Origin of the sequence: Rhodococcus sp. H-CA8f, assembly GCF_002501585.1 — a bacterium.
Lineage (GTDB): Bacteria > Actinomycetota > Actinomycetes > Mycobacteriales > Mycobacteriaceae > Rhodococcus_F > Rhodococcus_F erythropolis.
The window spans coordinates 5,410,692-5,431,147 of the sequence record NZ_CP023720.1; the positions used below are offsets into that span (position 1 = coordinate 5,410,692).

Below are 20,456 nucleotides of genomic sequence, written 5' to 3' on the forward strand. Positions count from 1 at the left end.
TCCTACGTGAACTGAAGAGAGACGGAACCGAGGCCGCTGAACTCGGCTCGGAAGTTGTCGCCTGGATGAGCGTCGATCGCTCGCGTGCACGAACCCGGCAGAACGATGTCGCCGGCCTTGAGCCGAACTCCGAACGTGTCGACCTTCTGCGCCAACCACGCGACAGCGGTGACCGGGTTACCGAGAACCGCATCGCTGCGCCCCTCCGCAATCCGCTCGCCGTTGCAGGTCAGCACCGCATCGATCGCCTTGATGTCGATGTCCGACGGGCGAACTCGTTCCTTGCCGAGAATGAACCCGGCGGAGGACGCGTTGTCCGCGATGGTGTCCGAGAGGCCGATCTTCCAGTCCTTGATCCGGCTGTCGATCAACTCGATGGACGGCGCATAGGCGACAGTGGCGTCGATGACGTCTTGTTCGGTGCACCCGGCGCCCGGCAGATCTGCTCCCAGAATGAAGGCGACCTCCACCTCGACGCGTGGGAAGCAGAAGCGCGACGTGTCGACCGGACGGTCCTCGAACTCTTCCATCTCGGCGAGCAGGTGACCGTAATCTGGCTCGTCGACGCCCATCATCTGCTGCATCGCCAGTGACGAGAGCCCGACCTTGTGTCCGACCACCTTTGCGCCACCGGCAACACGACGCCTGATGTTGATGAGCTGGATCTCGTAGGCGTCGACGACGTCGATGTCCGGATACGTGGCGATCAGCGGGCTGATCGGAGCGCGATCCCGTTCCGCCGAATCAAGATGGTCGGCAAGTTCGCCGCGGATCTGCGTCGAGAGCATCGTTCAGGCCTTTCCGACTGTGGAGAATGCGGCTGCATGCTGACCGGCTCGTCGTCCAGAGAACACGCAGTCGGCGAGCGACAAGCCGCTCACATACGAGTTGGAACAGATACCGACGGCGGTACGGCCGGCGGCATACAGGCCAGGGATACCCTCCCCGGCCTCGTTTTTCACCATGCCGGACGATTCGTCGACCACCAATCCACCGAGCGTGAGCATCGGGCACGGATTCATCATGTTGGGCTTGATCGAGACGTCGTACATCGTGAACGGCGCAGACAGTATCGGCCTGACGAAGTCCGACGGTTTGCCCATCGGATCAGGTTGTCCGGCAGCGGCAGCGGAGTTGTGCGCGTCGACGGTGGCTTGAAGGCCGGCGACGTCTATCCCCGCTTTACGGGCGACCTCGGCAATGGTGTTGCCACGCACTGCGGTACGCATCATGCCAGTGGTCTGTACCCGCTGGAACCACATCGACTGGTCACCGATCTGCGATTTCGCTTCGCGAACGAGTTCGGAATCTGCCAGCAGCCAACCGATTCCGTTGCTCTTCTCTGCCATCGCCTGACCGAGAGCGGCACCGTAACGTGACTCGTCGACGATTCGCGCACCGGATTCACCCACCAGGATGGAACCGAGAAAAGCACTCGGCGGGACGATGAATCGCCAGGCGGAAACATTGCCGAGCTTGTCGGTGGCTCCCCCGGCTTCGATACCGAGGTTGATGCCTTTGCCGTCGTCCCCGGAGGTGCCGAGCGGGATACCGCCCTTGTAGGCGGGGGCATGGGTGCGCATCATCTCGCGATTGGACACGAAGCCGCCGGCGCTGAGGATCACGCCGCCGCGTGCCTGGATGCGAATCCGCTTAGCGTGCTTCTTCTCGATCTTCGCGATGAGTGCGTCGAGAATCGTGCGCAACTGCGGCGCGTAGACGCCGGGCTTGGAGGACAGAGATCCGAGCGTCGCGTGACGGCGACGAACTCCGGCAGGTGCGTCACGAAGAGTCAGTACTTCGACGCCGATCACCCGGCCGTCCTCGATGATCAGCCGGTCCGCTCTCGTCTGGCCGAGCAACTGGACGCCCTTGGCCTCCGCGGACTTCGCGAGCGGGCCGTAGAGCATCTTTCCCGACGTGCCACGCCCCTTGGCGCGATGGCCGCGCGGAGCAGGTTTTGCGATGTCACGGAACCCGCCGGCAGATTCGCTGCCCGAGAAGTAGAGGTAGTGCTTGTTGCTCGGGTACGACGTCTTGTACGGACAGAGTGAGGCCTCGAACGGGACACCGTGACTGCGCAGCCAGTCGATCGACGCCGGGCTCTCGTCGACGAACCGGCGCAGAGTCTGCGGCGTCACCGCGTCACCGACCTCGCGGTTCAGGTAGGCGAGCATGGCTTCGGGACTGTCATCGACACCGGCTTCCTTTTGAATCACGGTGCCGCCGCCGGCGTAGTAGATTCCTCCGGAAATCGTGCTGGCCCCACCGCCGAGCGCTCGGTCGATCGCCAAAACCGACGAACCGGCCGCTACCGCTTCGAGGGCCGCGCTGGCGCCCGCCACACCGAACCCGACCACAAGGACGTCAACCGAAGTATCCCAGGTCACACCGCACCATCCTCAATCTCACTGCAACGTGTTTCGTTATCAATGACAACGTCCGGAAATACTTCCTGGCAGAAAGCATGGACTGACACCCCCATCATTCTATAACGTGTTCTACATGAGCAAGCAGGAATACGACATCGTCGTCGTCGGCAGTGGTGCCGCAGGTATGACAGCGGCCTTGACCGCAGCCCACCAGGGCTTGAGTGTGGTCATCGTGGAGAAAGCCGCCCACTACGGCGGATCGACCGCCCGTTCCGGTGGTGGGGTCTGGATCCCCAACAACGAGGCACTTCAGGCGGACGGTGTCACCGATACCCCGGAGGCCGCACGTTCCTACCTGCACAGCATCATCGGCGACGTCGTCGCTCCCGAACGCATCGACACCTATCTCGAGCGCGGTCCCGAGATGCTCTCGTTCGTGCTGAAGAACAGCCCTCTCGAACTGCAGTGGGTGCCCGGCTACTCCGACTACTACCCGGAAGCTCCCGGCGGACGCCTCGGTGGCCGCAGTGTCGAGCCCACCCCGTTCGACGGCAACAAGTTGGGCGCCGACCGCAAGAACCTCGAGCCCGACTACGTCAAGGCCCCCAAGAACTTCGTCATCACCCAGGCCGACTACAAGTGGCTCAACCTGCTGATGCGCAATCCTCGCGGACCCCTGCGCGCCATGAAGGTCGGCATGCGATTCCTCGCAGCCAAGGCCACAAAGAAGGATCTGCTGGTTCGCGGCCAGGCACTGGTCGCCGGTATTCGACTCGGACTTCAGTCCGCCGGAGTACCCATCCTGCTGAACACCCCGCTGACCTCCCTGTACACCGAAGACGGCGCAGTTCGCGGCGTCAACGTCCTAATCGACGGCGAGGAGCAGGTCATCCGCGCTCGCCACGGAGTTGTGTTGGGATCCGGCGGATTCGAGCACAACAAGGAAATGCGTGAGAAGTACCAGCGCGCACCCATCGGCACCGAATGGACCGTCGGCGCGAAGGCAAACACCGGCGACGGTATCCGCGCAGGCCAAGAAGTCGGCGCTGCAGTCGATTTCATGGACGACGCCTGGTGGGGCCCGTCCATTCCGCTGACCGGCGGACCGTGGTTCGCTCTCTCCGAGCGCACCCTCCCGGGCTGCATGATGGTCAACATGTCGGGCAAGCGCTTCGGCAACGAGGCTGCTCCGTACGTCGAGGCAACCCATGCGATGTACGGCGGTGAGTACGGTCAGGGCGAAGGCGCCGGCGAGAACATCCCGACGTGGATGATCCTCGATCAGCGCTACCGCAACCGCTACACGTTTGCCGGTATCACTCCCCGCTCCCCCTTCCCCGGCCGCTGGCTCAAGGCCGGCATCGTGGTCAAGGCGGGAACAATCGCCGAATTGGCCGAGAAGACAGGGCTTCCCGTCGCATCGCTGACCGAAACCGTCGACCGGTTCAACGGCTTCGCACGCAACGGCAAGGACGAGGACTTCGGACGCGGTGACAGTGGTTACGACGCGTACTACGGCGATCCCCGACTGAAGAACCCCAGCCTCGCCGAAATCAGCAAGGCTCCGTTCTACGCCATCAAGATGGTTCCGGGTGACCTCGGCACCAAGGGTGGTATCTGCACCGACGTCAACGGCCGAGCACTACGCGAAGACGGAAGCGTCATCGACGGCCTCTACGCCGCTGGCAACGCGAGCGCTCCGGTCATGGGCCACACCTACGCCGGACCAGGCGCGACCATCGGTCCCGCAATGACTTTCGGTTACCTGGCAGTACTCGACATCGTCGAGCGTGCGAAGAAGGCTGAGAGCACCGAGGCACCGGCAGCTGAAAAGACGGCGGTCGACCATGCCAATTGATCCGAAGATCGCACTCGGCGCCGAGCTTGCGCCACAAGAGTTCTCATGGACACCGTCGGACGTGCAGCACTACCACCTGGCACTAGGGGCAGGTGCTCGGCCGCTCGATCCGAACGAGCTTCGATACCTCGACGACGAAAAGCCTCAGGTACTACCCACCTTTGCCACCGTCGCCGCCAACTTCCACGCCACCGAAGCGCCGAAGGTCTCGTTCCCCGGCGTCGAAATCGATCTGGCGAAGGTAGTCCACGGGAGCCAGGAAGTCACTGTCCATCAGCCGATCCCGGCAAGTGGAAGTGGCCGCACCACAACTCGAATCGCCGAGGTCTGGGACAAGGGCAAGGCCGCGGTGATCGTGCAGGAATCCGTCACGGTCGACGCCGAGGGCAACCCGCTGTGGACAGCTCGCTCGTCCATTTTCGCCCGCGGCGAGGGTGGTTTCGGGGGTGAACGTGGTCCGTCGGAGTCGATTACGCTTCCGGATCGCGAAGCAGATGAGACAGTGGTGACGCCTGTGCTTCCACAGCAGGCTTTGCTGTACCGGATGTGTGGTGATCGGAATCCGTTGCACTCGGATCCGCAATTCGCCTCCGCGGCAGGCTTTCCAGCGCCTATCCTGCATGGACTGTGTACTTACGGAATGGTCTGCAAGACCGCAGTGGATACCATGCTCGACGGCGACAGCAGTCGGGTAGCCGGATTTCGGGCCCGCTTTGCCGGGGTCGTATTTCCCGGCGAGAACTTGAGTATCCAGATCTGGAAAGACAATGGGCGACTCCTGATCTCAGCTTCCGTACTGGAGCGCGAAGCTCCTGCCCTGGCTGACGTAGTTCTCACTCTTGTCTGATACCAACCTGTCTGATACCCACCTGTTAGAACTCACCGTAGTTCTCGAACCCGATGGAGTAGCCCGAAGATGACGGCACAAGACGAAAAGTTCCGACTGTCCCGACGAGGTTTCATGGCCGCTGGAGCCGGCGCCGTGGCAGCGACCGCATTCGCCGGCTGGACGCCGGCCTACGCCGTCCCCGCCGGCTCCTCCGGCTCCGCGGGTGGTCCTGTCTCCACCCTCACGCCGCCGCCTGCCTTCCCCGAAGGCATCGCGCTGTACCAGCAGGCGTATCAGAACTGGTCCAAAGAGATCATGCTCGACGCGATCTGGACCTGTTCGCCCAAGACGCCCGAAGACGTAGTCCGCCTCGCCAACTGGGGTCATGCCAACGGCTACACCATTCGTCCCCGCGGTGCCATGCACGGCTGGACGCCGCTGACCATCGTCAACGGTGCGCCGGTCGACAAGGTCATCCTCGCCGACACCACGGTCCACCTCACCGGCGTCTCCGTCAACGCCGGGGGCAGCCCGGCTACCGTCACCGCAGGACCCGGCGCGACCCTCGACGCCATCACCACCGCACTGCAGGCACAGGGCCTCGGGTTCGCGAACCTGCCGGCGCCCGGTGTGTTGACCATCGCCGGCTGCCTCGCCGTCGACGCTCACGGTGCAGCGCTCCCCGCCGAAGGCGAAGCACACGTTCCCGGACAGACTTTCGGCTCGCTCTCCAACCTCGTCACCTCCCTGACCGCAGTGGTCTGGAACGGCAGTGAGTACGCGCTCGAGACGTACGCGCGTAGCGATGCAGCGATCAAGCCGCTGCTGACTCACCTCGGACGCACCTTCCTCACCTCCGTGACCTTGCAGGCCGCTCCCAACTACCGCATGCGCTGCGTCAGCCACACCGACATCGGTTGGCAGGAACTCTTCGGTGCCCGCGGAGCGTCCGGACGCACCTTCGAGAAGTTCGTCCGCGAAAACGGTCGCGCAGAAGCAATCTGGTACCCCTTCACCGAACGCCCGTGGATGAAGGTGTGGTCACTTGCCCCCACCAAGCCGCCGTTCTCGCGTGAGGTGACCGGGCCCTACAACTACATCTTCTCCGACAACCTCCCGGAGCCGGTCACCGACATGATCGGGCAGATCAACGCCGGAAACCCGGGCATCGCACCGGCATTCGGGCAGATCATGTACGCCACCACCGTTGCCGGACTCGCCGCGACCTTCTCCAACGACCTGTGGGGATGGTCCAAGGACGTCCAGTTCTACATCCGGGCCACCACCCTTCGTCTGACCGAGGGCGGCGGAGCCGTCATCACCTCCCGCGCCAACATCGGCCAGGTCATCCACGACTTCACCCAGTGGTTCAACGGTCGCATGGAGTACTACCGCTCTATCGGACAGTTCCCCCTCAACGGCCCCGTCGAAATCCGTTGCTGCGGCCTCGATCAACCCTCGGACGTCGAGGTCGACTCGGCAGGCGCCCCCACCATCTCGGCCATGCGCCCGCGCCCAGACCATCCGGAATGGGACACCGCCATCTGGCTCAACGTCCTCGGCGTCCCCGGAACCCCCGGCATGTTCGCGTTCTACCGCGAAATGGAACAGTGGATGCGTAATCACTACAACAACAACGACGCCACCTTCCGCCCCGAGTGGTCCAAAGGCTGGGCGTTCGGCCCCGACAAGCCGTACACCGACGCCCCCATCATCACCCAGGGCCTCCCCCAGACCTACCGCGACGGCGTCCCATCGAGCGACAACTGGGACACCGCCAACGCCGCATACAACGCGTTGGATCCGCACAAGGTCTTCAGCAACACCTTCCTGGACCAGTTGCTGCCCTGAGGTCCAAGCACCAGGCACGCACTCTGACAACTCGACGGTCGTCGCCACTCCCCTACTTTCGGGAGTGCGGCGGCCGTCGTGCGTTGCAGTGAGCGGGATGAAGTAGTCCCCCCCATCCCGACCAGGCAACTGCCTCAATCGCGATCAGGATGGATCGCCTCGTGCATACTTTCCACTGCCCTGGCATGAGTTGAGAGCTCGGATCTAGCCGACCGAATCGTGGCGCTGTCGCTGCGTGCCCCCGGCTCGGACGACGACGAGTCCTCTCCGGGGTTCGACGCGCCACCTCCGGGCTGCTCGGAGGAGCCGGTGCGCTCTTCCCTCTCCGCGCGGGCACGCAACAACGACTCGGACTTCGGGGTATTTCGCATCGGAGCATTGTCCCAGATTCATCTCCCATGACTCACATGGAGCGCTCTCACCCCCGGTGACCAGGCCGTTCCTGAACTCCGATACCGAGAAAGTTCGCAACAAAATATCTACAGCGGTCAGGGTAGACATTCTCGCGAGGCTGTTGTATCTTTTTTCTCGTAGCAAGGAACGAGTCAAGAGATGCGGGAGAGATGAACTACCCGCAAGCAGTACCGCAGGGCAGGGACGTGCCGGGGCCGAATTCGTGTGTGAGTGTGTAGTCGGACCCGGCACCCCCCTTCAAAGCGGCTACCGGATGTCTTGTGCGAGTCCGGAAGTTCGAAAGAATGCAGTTATGTAAGTAAGTTCAACCCCATCCGGCCCCCGGCGCACCTCGCGCCGGGGGCCCCGTCCGTTCAGCGAAAGAAGCGAGCCATTCCGGCAGATACACCACCGGGGGACCCCTCCGGCAGATTCGACGACGAGAACTATCCTGCGTACAGCATGGGACATGCGGCCGATATCCTCGGTGTCAGGCAAGCTTTCCTTCGTAGCCTCGATGCCGCGAAACTGCTTACCCCACAACGCTCTGAGGGCGGACATCGCCGCTACTCCCGGTACCAGCTGCGCATCGCGGCCCGCGCGCACGAACTCGTAGCCAACGGCACGGCGCTCGACGCGGCTTGCCGCATCATCATCCTCGAAGACCAACTCACCGAGGCTCGTCGCATCAACGCCGAGCTCCAGCAAGCGCAGGACCGACGAGCGGAATCGGACGCAACGCCGGACTGAGGACTGACGTGATCAGGCACTGGGAGTAGCAGTCACCCCTAACCGTCAATCTGTTCCCTCCCCCTTCGAACTGCGCTAAATTCAGTCAATTGGGACATTGCTAGGCGTCGGTTGCTCGATTTCCACATCGAAGGGATCGCAGGCATGAATTCCTCCCACCACCGCACTCGGGTGCGGCTAGCTGCTCTGTCGATCGCCTTGACCCTTGCCATTGCAACCGCTGCGTGCAGTTCCGACGAGGACTCGGCAACAAACACGAGCAGCGCATCTCCCAGCACCGCGAGCAGTCAGGAATCCAACGAGATCGCGGACCTCGTCCGCCGTCAAGTGGCCGACTTGGGCCTCAGTGCCGCCGTGTTCGGAGTGTGGCGGGGCGACGACGAGATTGCTCTCGGTGCCGTCGGAGAGTCCCCTATCGGAGTTCCGGCGACAACCGACATGCAGTTGCGCGTCGGTCAGCCGATGGAACCGATGCTCTCGACAGTTCTGCTGCAACTCGACGAAGAGGGAACGCTTCCCCTCGATCAACCGATCGCGAAGTGGGAACCGAACTTTCCACGCGCAGAGACCATCACTCCACGAATGCTGGCCAACAGCACGTCGGGCATCTCCGACTACGTGACCGATCCACAGTTCCTCAAACTCTTCACGGACAACCCGATGAAAGGCTGGACTTCTCAGGAGATCCTGAATCTTGCCAACTCCCGCCCACCGCTGTTCGAACCCGGCACCGGTTGGGCGTACGCGCACAGCGACCTGACGCTGCTCGGCGACGTCATGGAGAAAGCGACTGGAAAACCGCTGGGCGACCTACTTCAGCAGCGCGTCTTCGATCCACTCGGGATGGATCACAGCAGCGTTGTGCTCACGTCGCAGATGGACGAGCCGATTTTGCACGGCTACACCAATGAACGCGGAGTATTCGAAGACTCCACTTTCTGGAATCCGACGGCTTTCCTGCACAGCGGAAACATGAACGCGCCTGTCGCCGACGTCGGAAAGTGGGTGCGCGCACTCGGAACGGGAGAGTTGCTCTCCGACAAAGCTTTCGAGCAGCAGATGGCACCGACGACTGCGGGCTTGGGAAGTATGACGGCGGACAAGTTCTTTTCCTTCGGGACCGGGCACCTCGACGGTTGGCTTGTGATGAACCCGTCGTACGGCGGCTACAACGGGCTTGCGCTCTATTACCCCGACTCGAAGACGACGATCGTCGTCTACGCCACGCTCGGGCCGACAACCAACGCGGACCTCAACAACGCCGTGCCGATGGGCAAGGCGATCGGAACCCTCCTCGAACCGGATCACCCACCGCAGGTCCCGACGCCGTGACGCGCCACACACGCTGGTAGCAAACAGCGTCGGTCGGCAACTTCCTGTTTACGCACGGATTACCTCCAGGACTTATCGCCCCATCACCATTCTCTTCAGTACCGAACGAAACGCGTCGGACCGCGGGTTGTCTCGCCAGTGAACGAGAACGTAGATAGATGGGGACAGGCCCGATGAGGAAATACGCGATGTCAGTGGCATGCACGGTTGCAGTCACAGCGGGGGTGACTCTTGTGATGTCGGTGCCTGCCGGAGCGGACCCGAATGACAGTGGGTCGTGCCCTGCCGGTGCGGTATTCGCGGTCGGCGGAACGTGGGATCCGACGGGACAAACGACGCAACCCGTCACCGACCGCTACGTGGCCCAGGGTTACGCCTCCAAGCCGGTGACCTACCCCGCCAGCTTCTGGCCGCTCGGCGATCAGACGTACGACCAGAGCGTTGCCGCCGGCGCCCAGACGCTTCGCACTGAAGTCAACGCTTTCCACGCTCAGTGCCCGGGCAGCGAGATCGTCGTCACCGGATACTCACAGGGAGCGCGTATTGCCGGCGACGTTCTCGGTGACATCGCACGCGACGGATCCATTCCGCAGTCGCAAGTCGAAGGCGTCCTCTACGCCGACCCTCGCAACTCGGCCGGGGGCATCGAAACCGTAGTGCCCAATGTCGTTCCGGGAGCGACGATGTCCGGAGCACGCGGCGGATTCGGAGACATTGCAGTGCAGGAAGTCTGCATCGAGGGTGATGGCATCTGCAACATGCCCAAGCCGCGTGATGCGCCCGAGGTGTTCGTGGATTCGGTCTTCGGCTACTTCACGAAGCACAACGCCTATACGCCGATGATGTCCGAGCCCGCTCCGCCTGCTCCCCCGGCACTGCCGCAGACGCCGTCTGTGCCACTGCAACCCGCTGACGTTGCCACTGCGATCGTGACGCGGGTCGTCGAGAACATCACTCCGTATCTGAGCGCTGCACTCGCCACCGTACTGACGAAGTAACGCGATACCGCCTGTTCGGTTGACTGAAAGTCGACCGATTCGTACAAGTCGAGAGCCACCGGCATCGAGCACCATCGATCACATGCTCACCTTCATCGTCAGATACGGGTACGTCCCGTTCATGCTCTTGGGAATCAACGGAGCCGCAATCGCGCTGGCGGCATCCGGCGCGCCGAAATGGTCACTGGTGGCATTGATTCTCTTCGCAGTGGCCTGCTCTTTCGCGGCCGAACGGGCGCTTCCCTACGAATCTTCGTGGAATGCCCCGGGACCGGACAGGTTTCGCGACGCTGTCCATGCGTTTGTTAACGAATCCCTCATCTTGGTCAGCGTCGCGGTAATCCCGTTGATGGCCGCGGTGATTCCGTTCGACGGGCTGTGGCCGAGCGGTCTTCCGTTTGTCCTTCAGGTCGTCTTCGCAGTGTTGGTTGCCGATTTCGGCATCACCGTGGTGCATTTGATCAGCCACAAGGTTGGATGGTTGTGGCGTTTCCACGCGGTTCATCACAGCCTCGAACGGTTCTACGGTATGAACGGACTGATGAAGCACCCCGTGCATCAGACTTTCGAAACCGCCGGCGGCGTCCTGCCACTGATCCTCCTCGGGATGCCCGTTCCAGTTGCCTCGGCGCTCGCGGTTTGTGTCGCTGTCCAACTCCTGCTTCAGCATTCGAATGCCGATTACCGCATCGGCCCCCTGCGTCCGATACTCGCCCTCAACGCCGGCCACCGATTCCATCACCTGAAGTGGGCGGGAATCGGTGACGTCAATTTCGGTTTGTTCACTCTGATCTGGGATCACCTTTTCCGCACTTATTCTTTCGATCCGGAAAAGCGCTTCAGCAGTGACGATCTCGGAATGGCGGCCAAACCCGACTACCCGGACGACTACCTCGGCCAGTTGGCCGAACCGTTCCGGAAACAGAACTGACGGACGATCGGTGGAGATTCAGCCCGCGAGTACCCGTCGCATGACGGGCTTGGCTGCAAACGCACTGGCCAACACCAACGCGATCCCCACAGCCAGGGTGACGCCCAACTGAACCAGCGCCATCGGAGTGGTCAATACGGCTGCCCCTGCCAGCGGGAAGAGGAACAGCAGTGCAGCGCCGGCGCCGGCCAGTGCCATCACCACCACGGGAGTGCGAACGTGCCTCACGCGGGCGCTGTCCATCACCTCGACAGGTGTGCCGGCCAAAGTCAGACTCCGATACAGCTCACGGTTGTCGAGGATCCCGGATACCTGGGTGAGCGCAGACGAGATGGCCGCCAACGTGAATGTTGCTCCGAGAGTGAACAACACCCCGGTTCTCATGTCCGCGAACAGGAACTCCTGCCCTGGCTGCAAATCCTGTCCTTCCCCGTTGCCTATCGCGGCGAGGAGAGATGTGCCTGCGGCAACAAAGCTGGCCATCGTCACACCGCTGACCGTGCGCCACACAGCCTTCGGATTATCCAAGACCCGACGCGCCGCAATCAGCGAAGCACCGTCTTTGGCGCATTTGAGCATGATCCGTCCAAGCAGCGAAATGACGAACGGACCGACCAACGCAACAACGCCGAAGCAGAGACCAAGGCCCACCAGGATTGCCGCGATGCTTGCCGCGGAGCCCCCGAATGCACTCCATCCCACAAGGACCCCCACCCCAGCCACAGCGAAGATCATCTTCGGTGCGGCGCTGGGATTGCCCGCCGTGACGCCCAACGGGCTCACGAACACCTGGCGCATCCCGAGCATCGACGTCAAAGCAGCCAGGATGGTCATTCCGAATACGATGCCCACCAGCGGAAGTGCGCCTACCCAAAGCTCACTCCACTCGAATGTCCGACCTTGAAATCTCAAGAGAGCTACGAGCGGCAACGCGAGGAGGTATCCCACCACACCGATCAACGCACCGGCCAAGCCCTGGATACCCGATTCCGCAGCGCACAGCGCAACGATCTGGCGAGGGGTGGATCCGATGAGTCGCAGCGAGGCGAGTCGTTCGTCGCGACGGCGCGCGCCCAAGCGGGCCGCCGCCAGACCGAGAGTGACGGCTGGAACGATCATCAACACCGAAGCAACCCCTGCGAGCGCTAGGTACGCCTCGGCTTCGGGTTCGCTCGATCTGCCCGCGAATGCACCGTAGCCGCCGAGCACCGTCAGCAACAACGTCGTCGAGGCGGCAAATGCGGACACTGGGAGCGCGAAGGTACTCAAGGCCTTTCGCCCTTCACCGCGCACCGTCATCAATGCAACGCGCGCTGTGGCCTTCATGCCGCCACCTGTGTCCCGACGAGCGAACCGGCCTGCATCATCATCGTGCGATCACACCACCGAGCGACTTCCGCATCGTGAGTGACGACGACCAACGCAGAACCGATCTGTTGAGCCGAATCACGCAACACCCTCATCACTTCCCAACTCGTCCGCGCGTCGAGGGCACCGGTCGGCTCGTCTGCGAAGAGAACTGCGGGTTTGGTTACCAACGCTCGCGCAATCGCGACACGTTGCGACTGCCCACCCGACATCTGACCCGGGCGACGATCCTGCAGCCCATCCAGCCCCAAGGGCGCGAAGAAGCCGTGCGCCGTCCGCTTGGCTTCTGCGATGGACAACCCGTTGAGTACGAGAGGCAGCGCGACATTCTCGATCGCCGGAAGCTCCGGCAACAGTTGGCCCGATTGAAAAACGAACCCGTACGACTCCCGTCGGAGCCGGCTGCGGTCGTTCTCACCGAGGTTCTCGATATGCCGGCCGCTCAGCAAGATTGCTCCCGAGTCGGGCTTGACGATTCCTGACATGCAATGCAGCAGTGTCGACTTCCCCGATCCTGAAGGACCCATGATGGCCGTGGCAGTACCGGCGCGCACTTCCAGCGATACACCTCGGAGCACCGGAACGTCGCCGTACGACTTGCCCAGCGCGTGGACCGACAGGACTGCGGGTGCTTGTGCGTTGTTCATGATTCCACCTTCTCGTGAACCCCTCGCGAACACATCGGCCCAGCGCACGATCTTCGGACTGAGCTCGGTCCTACCGGAGGATGACCGGACCCCGAGCTCTGTCAGGGTCGTCACTATGATTTCCGACATGACCTGGTCCGGCGCCGTCCACATGCAGCCCGGAATTCTCATGTTCACCGGCGCAGTGGGATCCGCGCACATGCATTCGCACGCCGCTGTTCAGATCATGATCATCGACGACGGGGACGTCACGGTCACGGACGGGGACGGCCACAGTGAAGTCGTGCGGTCCGTGGTCATTCCATCCGGGGCGGTCCACGCGTTGTCCGCCTCCGAGGGTGCGTGGGGACGGGCGATCTACGTTGACTCCACCACCGGGATGGGTCTGCGCATCAGGCCACCGGAGCCGGGCCGCGGTGGTGTGGCCGACTGGTCGGACCGTGGGCAGACCGCAGTAGCGATGACGGACCGCGGCGCTGATTCGGATCTGGAATACGCAGCGAGGCTGATCGATTCACTATCCGAACGCGAAAAGGCGTCGAGCCTGCGCGCTCTTCACCCGGCCCTCGAGCATGCCCTGACGCTACTTCCCGAGAGAATCTCGGGGCAGGTCACACTGACGGACATCGCCGCCCTGGTCTCCATCTCGCCCGGACGGCTGGGAAGAATCTTCAACGATCAACTGCAGATGAGCTTTTCGACCTACATCCGCTGGTTACGGTTACGACGTGCCATGGAAGTGATGAGCAGTGGCGCAACCCTGACAACCAGTGCACACGAGGCCGGTTTCACCGACAGCGCCCATCTCAACCGTATCTGCCACAGCATGTTCGGGCTCACGCCCAGCGCCGCGACCGGCGGCCTCACCTGGAATTGACGCTACTCCTCAACTGACGCTGTCCGTCCCCGTTGACGCTGTCCATCTCCGTCCTCGCGAGCAACGACAGACGACTGTAGAGGCGCGCCAATCCGGGAATGTTCCGAAGACTGCCCGCAACGTCCTCCACACCGGCAGCGGCATACACCGTCAGTCGCGCATCGACGTCGTAGAGAACATCGACGACATTTCCGAAACGGCGAAGGGCAAATTCCGAAGCTTCGGCGAGCACCGGTACTCCGAAGATCACCCAGTCGTCGAAGCGGGAGGCGAGCTCGAGATAGTCGGCAGCCGAGGTCGAGCCAGCGCACAGCACCTCGAAGTCGAACCAGACAACACCGTCTCGAATCGCCGAGCACTCCAATGTGCGTGTGCCTATCGTCAATTCGACACTTTCGCCCGAAGGCCACGTGATTCCCTGGACGACGAGGAATTCCCCTGTCGCAAAACGGTAGTCCCCGGCACCTGGCTGACCCGCCGTCCGATAGTCGACGGAGCCACCCAATTCGATCACCTCGAGAGTCCGCTCGATCAACTCGATCGACGGAACGAACTGCTCGTGAAAAAGCGGATTCGGAAGAAGATCGGTCGGCGGGACATTGGACGTGACAACAACAGTCACACCTTTCGCGACGATTGTGTCGAGAACCCTTGCCATGAACATGGCGTCGGCGACGTCGTCGATGTGGAACTCGTCGAAACAGAGCACGCGGATTCCGTCGACGACGTGGTCCAGCGCCGCGCCCATCGACCCGAGTTCGTGCGCCCGAGAGTGCAGATCTGCAAAGAACCGATGAAAGTGAATGCGCTGCTTGCCGACTCGGATGCTCTCGTAGAACTCGTCCATGAGCATCGTCTTACCGCGGCCGACGCTACCCCAGAGGTAGATCCCTCCGCCGACCTCACCGCCCGAGATTCGGGCCCGCAGTGCATCGAGGGCTTCACGTGCCGCCAACTGCTCTTCGTCCAGTAACATGAGGCTCCTCTACATCTGTAGAGTCGAGGCTAGTGACCGAGGGCAAATCGAGTCAATGTGACCCTCACGACGCACCATCTGCAGCATGCAACTCCGGGAGCATGCAACATCGACAGCAAGGAACGACATGAAGCCCGATCGCAGAGCCCTCATTGCGGCATCCGCCGTCACGATCATCGCCGAGCAGGGCCCGCGTGCACTCACCCATCGGGCGATTGATCAGTCCCTGGAACTTCCTGCCGGTTCGACGTCGTACTATTTCCGCACTCGCGAGTCACTTCTCGAAGCAACCGCATTGCACATCGTGCACCGGTCACGTTCGACTTTCGGCGAACTCCGCGAGAGGCCCAGCGATCCTGCTGCCCTGACGGCCGAGTATCTCGACGATCTTCTCTCGCACCGCAGACACGAATTGATCGCGCGCTATGCACTACTCGTGGAATCTCCCCGAGATTCGGCATTGCACCAACTCCTCGAAGGCAGTCTGTTTTCGCTGGAGAAGGCAAGACCCGTCTTCGAAACCGCTGGTGTTGGCGACCCTGATGTCTCTACCGCAAATTTCCTGAGCCTGCTGGAGGGCTTGATCTTCGACTATTGCCTGGGATCACGTAGCCGGGACCCTCACTCCAGCGAAACCGTTCGGCAACTTCGGATCCCGATCGACATCTACCTTCGCGGAGTGGGGGTCATCTGAAAGACCTTGGTCAGCAGAGGCTTCCGGTACAGGGTTGTCGACCAGAGAACAGCGCCGCGACAAAGGGAGTGCTGTCTGGAACCGAAGCCGGGACGGTTCCCAGATGATCAGTGGGATAGGTATGGAATGCAAACTCCACACCGTTGGCAGCGAGGTCAGCCGCGAACTTCAGTGTCAGCGGTGCCGGAACATCGACGTCCGACAACCCCTGACCAATGAAGAACGGGCGGTCGTATCCTGCGGTCGGCACAGTGAGCAGTTCACGCGCAGCCTCCATGAATACTGGATTGTCCAGCGACTTCGTCAGCACCTGCCCGAGTGTGACGGTTCCGTACTTCGTGCGCGCCTCGGTGTAGCACATGTTGTTCTCGACGTCGTCGAGGATGGTCTTGCCGAGCGGGGTCAGATACGAGTCGATGTCGATGTCCGGCCGCGAAGCACGCAGTCCGTCAAGAACGTTCGCGATGTAGACCGTCGTACCCTTGAGCGGAAGCGCCGGGAAAGCCGGACCACCGAGCGGTAGAAGATTTTCGATGTTCGAGGGGACACCAGTGGCGACAGCGCCGCGGTAGTCCAACTCCGGCGCGTAATCAGTGGCAAGCGAAGCGGTGAACATAGTCGCCTGCCCACCCTGCGACTGTCCCATCGCAACCCATTCGCTCGACAGGCCGTCGTCGACCGCACGAGCGGCACGCACCATGTCCACAACGCTGTGTGCAGCGGAACGACCGTCGAGATACGGGTGAACACCAGGTGTTCCGAGCCCCACGTAGTCGGTCGTCACCACCGCGTATCCCTGCTCCAGCCAGTGACCCAGATGTGTCGCAGTCCGTTCGAGTGGAACACTGCTGCTCGGCGCACACTGATCCGCGACACCCACCGTTCCGTGCGCATAGGAGATGACCGGCCAACCACCCTCGGGCGGAGATCCCTCTGGGCGATACACCACACCGGTACTCGTCATCGGCGCATCCTTCGGGCCCGTCGACCAGTACGTCACCTTTGTTGCGCTCACGGCACCCGGGATCACCCGATCGGGACCGAGTAACTCCCGACTCACGACAGCACCCGGAGCATCATTCGGTTCCGCTCCAGCCGGCGCCGCAACTGTCAACGCCACCAATGCACTCGCACTCAGCCCGACGAGCGTCCTACCCAGTCGCTTACTCACGTACTTCTCCTACGATTGCGGTGACGGTGCATCTGTGGTGATCGGCCCCACATCAGCCGATCGAGTTCAGACCATAGAACAGCCTTACCAATTGGTCAACCTAGATTTCCATTCCGCATCTACCGTCGTGACACGCCTGCTCGGGTAGGGTGGCGGTGTTCGATACGTGCAGGTCCCAGCGAGATCAGGAGGCCGAAAGGCTCTCTCATGTCAGCACCTGATCTCCCGACCTTCCCTGCTTCGCAGCAGAAGTCGGTGGCCGCGATTCTCCGAGCAGCAGGTTGCGTATTCGCCGAAGACGAGGCTCGCCTACTTCTTCACACCGCACGCTCTCTCGATGAACTCGACGCGATGGTCGACCGACGAGTTGCCGGCGAACCACTCGAACCTGTCCTCGGATGGGTCGAGTTCTGCGGCTTGCGTATTCACATCGACTCTGGAGTCTTCGTCCCACGCCGGCGCACCGAGTTCCTCGCCCGGCAGGCCCGCTCACTCGTCGTCTCGGGAAGCGTCGTCGTCGACATGTGTTGTGGCTCAGGAGCTGTCGGTACCGTCCTGCAGTCGACGCTCGATGCCGTCGATTTGTACGCGGTAGATGTGGAACCAGCCGCGGTGCGGTGCGCTCGCCGAAACATCACACCGCCCGAGCGCGTACTCGAAGGCGATCTCTTCGAACCACTACCAACGGAATTACTCGGTCGCGTGGATGTCGTCGTTGCCAATGCACCTTACGTCCCCACCGATTCGATCAGGCTGATGCCGCCCGAAGCCCGTCTTCACGAACCGCTGGTCTCGTTGGACGGCGGCACCGACGGACTGGACCTGCAGCGACGCATCATCGCGGACGCTGCGCCGTGGCTACGACCGGGTGGCTGTCTTCTCGTCGAGACGAGTACGGAGCAGGTCGAAATGACTGTTGAAACATTCACTCGGGGAGGTTTTCTCACTCGAGTGGCAACCTACAGTGAGACCGCCTCGACCGTGGTGATCGGTCAGTGTTGAAGGCGATCGGATCCTGGCGTGGACCACTCCCGAGCGCGGGCGGCAAAGCCGTCGACAAAAAGCCCGAACGCACGATCGACGCGGGCCCGGTCCCCAGTGGCCAGAAGATCCATCGACAGACCCCGCATTTGCGAGAGCAACAGAGTAGCGACAGAGGCAACATCGTCCTCGGGGCAACCCGCTTGTCGTAGACCGGCTTCCAGTGCCTCGATCCAATCGCCTACAAAACGGTCCAGGAACCGTCCGTAGCGTTCGCGGTCGCCGAGCGCGAGGGCGTAAATCTCGACCATCACTCGGAACCGCGGCAGTACCTCCGGCGTCGTACGTTCGGTCCACCACGCGGTCAGCACTGTCGCCGGATCGACCCCCGATTTCATCGGAACCGCAATCGGAATGGACTCACCACGCATGTTCTCGATGACCTCGGAGAGCAGGTTCTCCTTGCTCTCGAAATGGTTGAGCAACGACGCATGCGACACACCTACGGCCTTGGCGAGCTGCCTCACCGTCAGTTCCCCGACACCGTTGTCGATGACGTAGCGGGTCAGCGCGTCGAGCAACTCCTCACGTCGCCCGGCGTATCTCAGGCTGCGTTTGTCGATGCGTTCGGGCTCCGGCACATACCCACCCTACCGGCCGGAATCACCAGGTCAGCGGCTGACTGCCTTCTGATACCGGCGAATAGCGAACGGCACGAAGACGATCAGCAAACCGAAAGTCCACAACAGCGACGCGATGACCGGATTCTGCAGTGGCCACGCATCCGGAACCGTCATCGCAGGATTGGTATTGCCGAACAATTCACGCACCGCCTGAGTCACCGCCGACACAGGATTCCACTCGGCGATCACTTTGAGCGGGCCGGGAAGATTGGTGGTCTCGACAAAAGTGTTCGCGATGAACGACAGCGGAAAGATGACGATGAAACTCGCGTTGTTGAACACCTCCGGCGTGCGGATCCAAAGCCCGACAACAGCCATGACCCATGACAATGCGTACGCGAAGAACAGAAGCAGCGCATAACCGGCCACCGCTTCGAGGAAGCTGGAATGGATGCGCCACCCCACCAGAAGACCGGTCAACGACATGACCACCAAGCTGATGACGTTGATCAACACGTCACTCGATGTTCGGCCGGTCAGCACGGCAGACGGAGCCATGGGCAGCGATCGAAATCTGTCGATGATTCCTTTCTGAATGTCTTCGACCATCCCCAAACCAGTCCAGGTAGCACCGAATATGACCGTCTGCGTGAAGATTCCGGCGATCAGGAACTCTCGATACGACGTGCCCGGGACGGAGATCGCGCTGCCGAACACGTATGCGAACAAGAGCACGAACATGATCGGCGACAAAGTGGTGAACACCAGCAGATCCGGAACGCGTTTGATCTTGATCAAGTTTCGCCTGGCGATGGTCAAACCGTCTTCGAGCGCCATCTGCACGGTCATTTCTGATCCTCCAGTTCAGCCTGGTGCCCGGTCAGCGTGAGAAAGACATCGTCGAGAGTGGGCCGGCGCAGACCGACGTCGAACACCCGAATGCCTCGTACCGACAGGAGATTCAGCGCTGCGACCAACGCATCGGTACCGTCGTCGACAGGAACGGTGACGCGACGGACATTCTCTTGAACCTGAATGTCCCCCACGGCAAGCGAGCGCAATTCTTCTCGGACGATGTCGAGATGTTCGACCTCGTGCACACTCAGTTCGATGCGCTCACCCCCGACCCGAGCCTTCAGCTGATCTGCAGTACCGCGCGCGATGACCGAGCCGCGGTCGATGACGGCGATCTGGTCGGCCAACCTCTCGGCTTCCTCCATGTATTGCGTCGTGAGCAACAGTGTTGTCCCCTGCGCCACCAACCCTTCGATGACATCCCAGAGGCCGAGTCGCGCACGAGGATCGAGGCCGGTGGTCGGCTCGTCCAGAAACAACACCTGCGGCCGAGCAACCAATGCGCCGGCCAGATCGAGACGTCGCCGCATTCCGCCGGAATAGCCCTTGACCGGCCGATCTCCAGCCTCGACGAGATCGAACTGCTCGAGCAATTCACGCGCTCGGGCCTTACTGCTTCGGGCGCCGAGGTGATACAGCCTCCCGACCATGTCCAAGTTCTCATAGCCCGTCAGGTACTCGTCGACCGCGGCATACTGACCCGAAGCACCGATCTTGGACCGCAACGCCCGCGCATCCTCGACCACGTCCAGCCCGGCAACCTTGGCGCGTCCACCGTCCGGAATTAGCAGCGTCGTGAATATCCTTACCGCAGTGGTTTTTCCGGCGCCGTTGGGACCCAATAGAGCCATCACCGAACCCTCGCGCACTTCCAGGTCGATGCCGTCCAATGCCGTGACGTCGCCGTACTTCTTGACCAGCCCCTCGGCCACAATCGCTTCGGTCATGAG

20 protein-coding genes are annotated in these 20,456 nt (G+C 62.0%); 10 read left to right on the forward strand and 10 right to left on the reverse strand.

Features of this window, described 5'->3' with window-relative positions; genetic code table 11:
• Nucleotides 1–2 precede the first annotated feature (2 nt).
• Nucleotides 3–788: a 2-keto-4-pentenoate hydratase gene (locus tag CPI83_RS25145; protein ID WP_003945480.1), complete on the reverse strand. Its 786-nt coding sequence runs from the start codon at nt 786–788 to the stop codon at nt 3–5.
• 3 nt (nt 789–791) lie between these two features.
• Nucleotides 792–2,390, reverse strand: a complete 1,599-nt coding sequence (locus CPI83_RS25150) for an FAD-binding protein (protein ID WP_042950817.1) — start codon at nt 2,388–2,390, stop codon at nt 792–794.
• A gap of 115 nt (nt 2,391–2,505) precedes the next feature.
• Between CPI83_RS25150 and kstD the strand changes: the two genes are divergently transcribed.
• The 3 genes from kstD (at nt 2,506) to CPI83_RS25165 (ending at nt 6,910) form a co-directional block, all read left to right on the forward strand.
• A complete protein-coding gene (gene kstD, locus CPI83_RS25155; RefSeq protein WP_172932259.1) occupies nt 2,506–4,230 on the forward strand; it encodes a 3-oxosteroid 1-dehydrogenase in 1,725 nt (574 codons plus the stop codon).
• A complete protein-coding gene (locus CPI83_RS25160) occupies nt 4,220–5,077 on the forward strand; it encodes a MaoC/PaaZ C-terminal domain-containing protein (protein ID WP_003945880.1) in 858 nt (285 codons plus the stop codon). Before kstD ends, CPI83_RS25160 begins: the two co-directional genes overlap by 11 nt.
• Nucleotides 5,078–5,146: 69 nt before the next feature.
• On the forward strand, nt 5,147–6,910 hold the full coding sequence (locus CPI83_RS25165) for a cholesterol oxidase substrate-binding domain-containing protein (protein ID WP_020906140.1): 1,764 nt from the start codon (nt 5,147–5,149) through the stop codon (nt 6,908–6,910).
• Nucleotides 6,911–7,044: 134 nt separating this feature from the next.
• Here CPI83_RS25165 and CPI83_RS30780 read toward each other — a convergent pair whose 3' ends face one another.
• Nucleotides 7,045–7,281 (reverse strand): hypothetical protein, encoded by a 237-nt coding sequence (locus tag CPI83_RS30780; protein ID WP_127159965.1) that lies wholly within the window; start codon nt 7,279–7,281, stop codon nt 7,045–7,047.
• A 484-nt stretch (nt 7,282–7,765) separates the two neighbouring features.
• Between CPI83_RS30780 and CPI83_RS25175 the strand changes: the two genes are divergently transcribed.
• The 4 genes from CPI83_RS25175 to CPI83_RS25190 all read left to right on the forward strand — a co-directional run bounded on the left by CPI83_RS25175 (nt 7,766) and on the right by CPI83_RS25190 (nt 11,314).
• Nucleotides 7,766–8,053 (forward strand): MerR family transcriptional regulator, encoded by a 288-nt coding sequence (locus CPI83_RS25175; protein WP_097387885.1) that lies wholly within the window; start codon nt 7,766–7,768, stop codon nt 8,051–8,053.
• Nucleotides 8,054–8,197: 144 nt separating this feature from the next.
• Nucleotides 8,198–9,385 (forward strand): serine hydrolase domain-containing protein, encoded by a 1,188-nt coding sequence (locus CPI83_RS25180; protein ID WP_021342855.1) that lies wholly within the window; start codon nt 8,198–8,200, stop codon nt 9,383–9,385.
• Nucleotides 9,386–9,573: 188 nt separating this feature from the next.
• Complete coding sequence (locus tag CPI83_RS25185; RefSeq protein WP_097387886.1) at nt 9,574–10,383, forward strand: PE-PPE domain-containing protein; 810 nt, start codon at nt 9,574–9,576, stop codon at nt 10,381–10,383.
• 82 nt (nt 10,384–10,465) lie between these two features.
• Nucleotides 10,466–11,314: a sterol desaturase family protein gene (locus tag CPI83_RS25190; RefSeq protein WP_019746874.1), complete on the forward strand. Its 849-nt coding sequence runs from the start codon at nt 10,466–10,468 to the stop codon at nt 11,312–11,314.
• Between the two features lie 18 nt (nt 11,315–11,332).
• On the opposite strand, the gene CPI83_RS25195 is transcribed toward CPI83_RS25190, so the two are convergent.
• Together CPI83_RS25195 and CPI83_RS25200 are read right to left on the reverse strand one after the other, a co-directional pair.
• A complete protein-coding gene (locus CPI83_RS25195) occupies nt 11,333–12,640 on the reverse strand; it encodes an FtsX-like permease family protein (RefSeq protein ID WP_070796381.1) in 1,308 nt (435 codons plus the stop codon).
• On the reverse strand, nt 12,637–13,482 hold the full coding sequence (locus tag CPI83_RS25200) for an ABC transporter ATP-binding protein (protein ID WP_070796382.1): 846 nt from the start codon (nt 13,480–13,482) through the stop codon (nt 12,637–12,639). The genes CPI83_RS25195 and CPI83_RS25200 overlap by 4 nt, the downstream gene beginning before the upstream one ends.
• On the opposite strand from CPI83_RS25200, the gene CPI83_RS25205 reads away from it, so the two are divergent.
• Nucleotides 13,457–14,206: an AraC family transcriptional regulator gene (locus tag CPI83_RS25205; protein ID WP_070796446.1), complete on the forward strand. Its 750-nt coding sequence runs from the start codon at nt 13,457–13,459 to the stop codon at nt 14,204–14,206. The two genes, CPI83_RS25200 and CPI83_RS25205, sit on opposite strands and share 26 nt — an antisense overlap.
• On the opposite strand, the gene zapE is transcribed toward CPI83_RS25205, so the two are convergent.
• Entirely contained in the window at nt 14,193–15,182 is a 990-nt protein-coding gene (zapE, locus tag CPI83_RS25210; protein WP_097387887.1) for a cell division protein ZapE, read from the reverse strand. The two genes, CPI83_RS25205 and zapE, sit on opposite strands and share 14 nt — an antisense overlap.
• Nucleotides 15,183–15,309: 127 nt before the next feature.
• Between zapE and CPI83_RS25215 the strand changes: the two genes are divergently transcribed.
• Nucleotides 15,310–15,876: a TetR family transcriptional regulator gene (locus CPI83_RS25215; protein ID WP_097387888.1), complete on the forward strand. Its 567-nt coding sequence runs from the start codon at nt 15,310–15,312 to the stop codon at nt 15,874–15,876.
• Between the two features lie 10 nt (nt 15,877–15,886).
• Here CPI83_RS25215 and CPI83_RS25220 read toward each other — a convergent pair whose 3' ends face one another.
• Nucleotides 15,887–17,047 carry a lipase family protein gene (locus CPI83_RS25220; protein WP_097387889.1) on the reverse strand — a complete coding sequence of 387 codons (1,161 nt, stop codon included), beginning with the start codon at nt 17,045–17,047 and terminating at the stop codon, nt 15,887–15,889.
• A gap of 207 nt (nt 17,048–17,254) precedes the next feature.
• Between CPI83_RS25220 and CPI83_RS25225 the strand changes: the two genes are divergently transcribed.
• Nucleotides 17,255–18,049, forward strand: a complete 795-nt coding sequence (locus CPI83_RS25225; protein ID WP_097387890.1) for a putative protein N(5)-glutamine methyltransferase — start codon at nt 17,255–17,257, stop codon at nt 18,047–18,049.
• On the opposite strand, the gene CPI83_RS25230 is transcribed toward CPI83_RS25225, so the two are convergent.
• Genes CPI83_RS25230 through CPI83_RS25240 form a run of 3 tightly spaced genes read right to left on the reverse strand, consistent with a single transcriptional unit; the run spans nt 18,040 to nt 20,453 of the window.
• Nucleotides 18,040–18,669, reverse strand: a complete 630-nt coding sequence (locus tag CPI83_RS25230; protein ID WP_097387891.1) for a TetR/AcrR family transcriptional regulator — start codon at nt 18,667–18,669, stop codon at nt 18,040–18,042. The two genes, CPI83_RS25225 and CPI83_RS25230, sit on opposite strands and share 10 nt — an antisense overlap.
• 30 nt (nt 18,670–18,699) lie before the next feature.
• Nucleotides 18,700–19,500: an ABC transporter permease gene (locus CPI83_RS25235; RefSeq protein WP_003945537.1), complete on the reverse strand. Its 801-nt coding sequence runs from the start codon at nt 19,498–19,500 to the stop codon at nt 18,700–18,702.
• Nucleotides 19,497–20,453: a daunorubicin resistance protein DrrA family ABC transporter ATP-binding protein gene (locus CPI83_RS25240; protein ID WP_019746865.1), complete on the reverse strand. Its 957-nt coding sequence runs from the start codon at nt 20,451–20,453 to the stop codon at nt 19,497–19,499. The genes CPI83_RS25235 and CPI83_RS25240 overlap by 4 nt, the downstream gene beginning before the upstream one ends.
• Nucleotides 20,454–20,456 lie beyond the last annotated feature (3 nt).